General features: G+C 36.1%; 4 protein-coding genes and 5 pseudogenes. 4 read left to right on the forward strand and 5 right to left on the reverse strand.

The genetic code is table 11. The features are described 5' to 3' along the window. Window positions 1-36: 36 nt before the first annotated feature. Window positions 37-717 carry an IS6 family transposase gene (locus NSQ85_RS10215; protein ID WP_179974466.1) on the forward strand — a complete coding sequence of 227 codons (681 nt, stop codon included), beginning with the start codon at window positions 37-39 and terminating at the stop codon, window positions 715-717. A gap of 32 nt (window positions 718-749) precedes the next feature. Here NSQ85_RS10215 and NSQ85_RS10220 read toward each other — a convergent pair. Then, window positions 750-1,061: pseudogene (locus tag NSQ85_RS10220) on the reverse strand (IS982 family transposase); the annotation flags it as partial. Window positions 1,062-1,217: 156 nt separating this feature from the next. On the opposite strand from NSQ85_RS10220, the pseudogene NSQ85_RS10225 reads away from it, so the two are divergent. Then, window positions 1,218-1,592 (forward strand): annotated as a pseudogene (locus NSQ85_RS10225) (lipoprotein BA_5634 family protein); the annotation flags it as partial. Between the two features lie 95 nt (window positions 1,593-1,687). Here NSQ85_RS10225 and NSQ85_RS10230 read toward each other — a convergent pair. The 4 genes and pseudogenes from NSQ85_RS10230 to NSQ85_RS10245 form a co-directional block, all read right to left on the reverse strand. Further along, window positions 1,688-2,862: pseudogene (locus NSQ85_RS10230) on the reverse strand (IS256-like element IS1191 family transposase). Between the two features lie 205 nt (window positions 2,863-3,067). After that, on the reverse strand, window positions 3,068-3,280 hold the full coding sequence (locus NSQ85_RS10235; protein ID WP_332068344.1) for a restriction endonuclease subunit S: 213 nt from the start codon (window positions 3,278-3,280) through the stop codon (window positions 3,068-3,070). A gap of 3 nt (window positions 3,281-3,283) precedes the next feature. Beyond that, window positions 3,284-3,610 carry a hypothetical protein gene (locus NSQ85_RS10240; RefSeq protein ID WP_232087370.1) on the reverse strand — a complete coding sequence of 109 codons (327 nt, stop codon included), beginning with the start codon at window positions 3,608-3,610 and terminating at the stop codon, window positions 3,284-3,286. After that, window positions 3,607-4,203, reverse strand: a pseudogene (locus NSQ85_RS10245) (N-6 DNA methylase); the annotation flags it as partial. The pseudogene NSQ85_RS10245 and the gene NSQ85_RS10240, both read right to left, overlap by 4 nt. Between NSQ85_RS10245 and NSQ85_RS10250 the strand changes: the two are divergent. Both NSQ85_RS10250 and NSQ85_RS10255 read left to right on the forward strand, forming a co-directional pair. Continuing rightward, window positions 4,195-4,526: pseudogene (locus NSQ85_RS10250) on the forward strand (transposase); the annotation flags it as partial. The pseudogenes NSQ85_RS10245 and NSQ85_RS10250 overlap by 9 nt on opposite strands. Before the next feature lie 192 nt (window positions 4,527-4,718). Further along, window positions 4,719-5,606 (forward strand): GRP family sugar transporter, encoded by an 888-nt coding sequence (locus tag NSQ85_RS10255; protein WP_179974467.1) that lies wholly within the window; start codon window positions 4,719-4,721, stop codon window positions 5,604-5,606. The last annotated feature ends 445 nt before the right edge of the window (window positions 5,607-6,051 follow it).

Here is a 6,051-nt window from a genome sequence, read left to right on the forward strand (position 1 = left end):
TGTAAAATTGAGAAAAAAGACAGAGAGGACAGAGTAATGAATCATTTTAAAGGCAAACAATTCAAAAAAGACGTTATTATTGTCGCTGTTGGTTGCTACCTGCGTTACAATCTAAGCTATCGTGAAGTTCAGGAATTGCTTTATGACCGTGGAATAAATGTTTGTCACACTACGATTTATCGGTGGGTTCAAGAATACAGTAAAATCCTCTATCATCTCTGGAAAAAGAAAAATAAACAGTCCTTCTATTCGTGGAAAATGGATGAAACCTATATCAAAATTAAGGGGCGTTGGCATTATCTCTATCGAGCGATTGATGCGGACGGTTTAACATTGGATATCTGGTTACGAAAGAAACGAGATACTCAGGCGGCGTATGCTTTCTTAAAGCGACTCCATAAACAATTTGGACAACCTAGAGTCATCGTAACAGATAAAGCACCCTCTATAGGATCTGCATTTAGAAAGTTACAGAGTATGGGTTTATATACTAAGACAGAGCATCGAACTGTGAAGTATCTTAACAATTTAATAGATCAAGACCATCGACCTATTAAACGACGAAATAATTTTTATCAAAGTCTCCGTACAGCCTCTTCCACGATTAAGGGCATGGAGACCATTCGAGGAATATATAAAAAGAACCGAAGAAATGGAACGCTCTTCGGCTTTTCGGTGTCTACTGAAATCAAGGTATTAATGGGGATAACAGCCTAAGATATTTGGAGTTCAGAGAGGGCGCGTTTTATTTTCAAACTTCGCAACAGAACCGCTTGGCGAATGAATTGGATACTCGGTAAGAGGGCATTACAACGGCGGACAAAGCGAGAATATTCTATGAAATTAGGAAATAAACTTTGAGCCAATTGGTGCTTAGCTTTAAGCGTTTCACTAAAATGCAGTAGGCCCCATAGGTGACAAGCGATAACTAAGCAATCTGATGTTGCGAGATGGACGTTCTTTCGGTTTTGAACCTTAAGGGGAACACTCGTTTGAGAAAGCGTCTCAATGATTATCAGTAAATAAACAAAAACTTTTGGAAGTGTGCTATTATAAGTCATATAAGTCGTGCACTTTCAAATGCTTAGTGGTTTAATATTAGGATAGCACGACTTATTTATTTTCCAATGAAATTAACTAGCAATTCGGGTAATAAAAAATATATTGATAAAAGTTTAACTGTAGAAGGTAAATACAGTTAAAAATCAGATGTCCTAGTCTTGAATACTCAAGCTGATAATAAATTAATAAATGAAAAAGTTTTTAATAACGTAACCAAAAAAGGAGATAAGTTTAAATTTAAGACAGTAGAAAACTTATCATCCGAGCCAGCTTTGTGGACAGGAATGGAAGATAAAACAATAACTGATGATAAAGGACAGTCAGTGAAACCTAAAAGTACAAAATATATTGTTCTAGGAGAATACAGTGCCACTTCTAAGATATTGATTCTTAATGATGAAGATTATCAAAAATTTGATGCAAAAGCTAAATTTGTAAGTGTAATAAAAGAAAAACGAGATGCTGATAAAGTGCTTAAAAGATACACTACGAGTGGTTCAATTCCCTCACAGATTTTCCCTTACAAATAATAAAAACGACTAAAAATAACTCTTATAAAATGTTACTGGAAATTTTTGATACTGTCAATAATTATGTGTAAACACTCAAGTAGAGTTGAAGAATGTTAATCAAATAAGCTTTCAAGTGTGTCAGCACATTGGCCAAACCCTTTATGGATGCGTTGATTTTGCTTGAAATTATAATCTTCAAACAGGGTAACTAAATAACGTTCCAGAGCCTCCTCTTAGGAAAAAGAACCTTCTTTTTCGTTTGACGTTTGATTTCTTTGTTAAGAGACTCAATGAGGTTTGTCGAATAAATGCTATGCCAAATCTGGTAGGGAAACTGATAAAAAGTTAAAAGATTATCCGTATTCTCCAGACTTTCCATGACTTTCCTATACTTTGGTTTCCATTCGGAGATAAAGTTCTCTAAAGCTTGCACTGCCATTTCTAAATTTTCAGCACGATAAATCGTTTTAAATTGCTCCAGAATAACCGCTCTATCTGCTCGTTTCACTTTACTAGCTAGATTTCGACTAATATGAATTAAGCAACGTTGTTGTTTAGCTAATGGGTAAGCCTGATTGATAATCTCTTCAAGCCCCTTGAAGCCATCGGTCACTACAAGAGAAACCTGTTGGATTCCTTGGTTTTGAAGCTTGTCTAACAGGGTGGACCAAGAAGCATTGTTTTCATTTGGGGCGATTTCATATCCAAGAACAGCCTTCTGTCCTTCTGGTGTAATGCCAAGTGCGATATGAATACATTCTTTACTAACGGTTCCACGTCTTAATGGAAGATAGGTTCCGTCAAGAAATAAAACAGAGTAATTGGCTTCTAAGCTTCGCTCATGAAAAGTAGCGACATTCTCCTGAGTTGCTTTTGAGATATTAGAAATTGTGGCAGGACTATAGTGATGACCATACATTCGCTCGATGATATCACTAATTTCTCGAGTAGTTACACCGGTTTGATAGAGTTTAATAACCATCTCTTCCAAGTGGTCATCTCGACGTCCATAAGTGGGAAGCAAAGCTGGACTAAAGTTCCCATTACGATCTCTAGGAATACTCAACTGAACAGTCCCATATTTGGTTTCGAATTTCCGTGCATAGCTTCCGTTACGACTATTCCCAGAATTATAGCCTAATTTATCGTAAGGTTCATACCCTAAAAAGGCTGATAACTCTGCTTGAAGCAGATCATTCATAGCTGTTTCAAGAGAAGTACGGAAAAATTCATCAATATCTTGCTTTTGGGCTAGGAAGTTAAGTAGTTCTGTGGTAAACTGAGTCATAGGAATAAATCTCTTTCTAGTAATGTTTTGCAACTCTACTATAACGGATTTATTCCTTTTTGTGTTTACACAACTTATTTTACACTACCTATATAAATGCTTTGTTTTTTATAAATTTATAAAAAACAGCCCCTATAATTATATCTTGTAAGTATAAGGGCTGTTTTTGCTTAATTTCTTAGGGGTTATTATCTAATTATAGACCCTAAACAAACATCTTTTGTAAAAAGCCTTTTTTCTGTTCTTTCAACAAATCTAACTTACGTTGATGAAGAGCGATAGTGTCATCTAACTGTTTGAAGAATGAACCTATTTTTTGTTTTTCTTCATAACTGGGAACAAAAGCACCCACACTATTAATTACAGTTTTCGATACACTAGGTACACCAGTAGATTCATCAAATTTTTTCCAATTTATTTTTTAAAAAATAGATAGTGAAAATTGAAGGTCAATATTTTGTTTAGGAACAGCATAAAACAAGGTATCGACAGTCCAAAAAGGCGCTTTTAATAAATAAGGCTTATCATTTGTCCCTTTCCTTCCGAACCCAATGGCATCTATATCTGATAGCGCTCTATCTACACTTAGCATATATCCACCAGTTCCATAGATAGGTATTGATCCCGAATTCAGATGTTTGTAGTCTTTTCCAGACTTAACATCAATAAAATCAGCAAACTTACGTTGTTCCCAATCATCCGTAAAACCATCAAATCTTAATTCTGGAGCCTGTACTTTTTCCTTCATTTCAACACTCCCAGTTCCTTAAAGTGGTTTGCTAAGGTTTGATTAGCTTTCGCAATCTCTGCGTCTACTTCATCTATTTGACCTTGAATATACGCTAAGTCAATCGGTTCTTCCTCTTCAAAGGTATCCACATAACGCGGAATATTTAAGTTGTAATCATTCTCAATAACTTCCTCAAGCGTTGCTAAGTGGCTATATTTATCAACCGCCTTGCGATGAATGACTGTTTCAGTGATCTTGTAAATATCTTCTGGGCGTAATTGCTTTTGATTCTTCATCTTTTCAAAGCCTTGACTTGCGTCCACAAAAAGAATATCAGAGTTTGCTCGATTCTTTTTAAGAATTTAGACACAAACGGGAATGCCTGTGTTCAAAAAGAGTTTATCTGGAAAACCAATTACCGATTCAATTTGATGTTTATCAATCAAATCTTTTCGAATCCGTCCTTCCGCAGCGCCTCTAAACAAGACCCCGTGTGGGAGGGTAATGGCCACGCAGCCACTCTCTTTGGTATGGTACAAACAATGCGACAAGAAAGAATCTTCCGCTTTAGTTTTTGGCGCAATGCCATATTCACGAAATCGAGGGTCATCGATATCGCACTTGATACTGAGCCCAAGCTCAAACAAACCTACGAGACATACTTAGCGCTTCATGATGCTTAGATGGTGAATAAACATCCCGCGCGTAACTGGCAAACCTGTTAGCTACTTACGAGCCAAACGGTACGGCAATGGACATGACGATCGCGACGCTTAAGCGACACAAAGTCGCTGTTCTCGCCGCTGTCACCAGCCCTTATTCCAACGGTCCAATCGAAGGGATTAACCGCCTCATCAAGTCATTCAAACGATCCTGTTTTGGCTTCAAGAATCAGCTGAACTTCTTCAAACGAATCTACCAAATCACGCCATAACATGACAAAGACGGCTCCCCAAATGGAGAACCGCCTCAAATGATAAATTTATTATTCAACACCAGTTGACGTAGAACCACAGTTATGGTTCTTGTGTATTTTTTTATCTCTTGTTTTTTCCCGAAATAAGAGTAATATAGAGCTATGCTAAATTTTTAGGTAAAAAATTATTTTAAAGAGGTAAATATAAACATGCAAGGAGTTCTTTTCGCGCTTGTTCCAATTTTTGCTTGGGGTTCTATCGGATTGGTAGCTAATATACTTGGTGGTGATGCTAATCAACAAACACTGGGAATGACTTTGGGCGCTTTTGTTGTTGCACTTATTGTTTCCTTATTCCGCATGCCAACGTTGACATGGCAAATTTTCTTAATTGGATTTATTGGTGGATTGTTTTGGGTAATTGGACAATTTGGTCAGTTTAATTCAATGAAATACATGGGTGTTTCAGTAGCGAGTCCACTTTCAGCAGGAAGTCAATTAGTATTTGGTGTATTGCTTGGGGTTTTTGCTTTCCACGAATGGACAAAACAAATTCAATTTATTATCGGATTTATTGCGATGGCTGTTTTGGTAGTTGGGTTCTATTTCTCAGCTAAACGTGACCCAGAAAATGCAGTTGTTAAAGAAGGACATAATTATACTAAAGGATTGATTGCTTTAACTTACTCAACTTTGGGATATGTTCTCTATGTTATTCTTTTTAATAACTTAGCAGTACTTTGGTTCAATGTTCATTTTGATACACTCACAATTATCTTGCCAATGTCAGTTGGAATGATCTTTGGAGCACTTGTGATGGGTCGTTTCAAAATTAAAATGGAAAAATATGTTTATCGAAATATAATTGATGGAGTAATGTTTGGTGTAGGTAATATCTTTATGCTTATGGCTGCAAGCACTGCTGGTAACGCAATTGCCTTTTCATTCGCACAATTAGGTGTTATCATTTCAACTATTGGAGGAATTCTCTTCCTTGGTGAAAAGAAAACCAAAAAAGAATTGGTTTATGTTGGAATTGGAAGTGTTCTGTTCGTAACAGGTGCAATTTTACTTGCAATTGCAAAATCTAAAGGATAATAAAAAAGCTGTCAGTAAACTGACGGCTTTTTTTGTGAGTTAATTTACTGACTAGTTTTCTGTCAGTAAAATTTTAGAGTTTTTCATTAACGAAATTCACAAAATGATTTAAAAAACCTTTGGAGCACTACTGCGAGGGACAGTTTTCTTGGCAACCAATGGAATTTGTTCTGCTGTACAATTTGGAAGATAGCCTAAACAATCCTTTACTATAGTAGAAAGAGTGACAAATTTTTGGTTTTTAGTCACAGTTGCTTCAACTGAGGCTATTTTTTTGGAAGTTTGTCAAATAGTGTTGAAGGATAGTTTCTATCCCTTGGAAGTGTTTCTAAATATTTATTGAAAGAATCAAGTATGAGTATGTCTCCCATTCCCACTTTAGAAATAAACAGTTTTTTTGAAAGATCAATTATCCTAGCCAAGTCTTGATTTTTATAGTCGTAAC

The sequence above is a fragment of the Streptococcus sp. FSL L8-0526 genome (assembly GCF_038007145.1).
In the GTDB taxonomy this organism is placed as follows: Bacteria; Bacillota; Bacilli; order Lactobacillales; family Streptococcaceae; genus Streptococcus; species Streptococcus thermophilus.

Excerpts from the sequence above, each read along its gene's own strand:
- NSQ85_RS10215 (WP_179974466.1), top strand. The coding sequence starts at position 37 with ATGAATCATTTTAAAGGCAAACAATTCAAAAAAGACGTTATTATTGTC.
- NSQ85_RS10240 (WP_232087370.1), bottom strand. The coding sequence starts at position 3,610 with ATGAAGGAAAAAGTACAGGCTCCAGAATTAAGATTTGATGGTTTTACG.
- NSQ85_RS10255 (WP_179974467.1), top strand. The coding sequence starts at position 4,719 with ATGCAAGGAGTTCTTTTCGCGCTTGTTCCAATTTTTGCTTGGGGTTCT.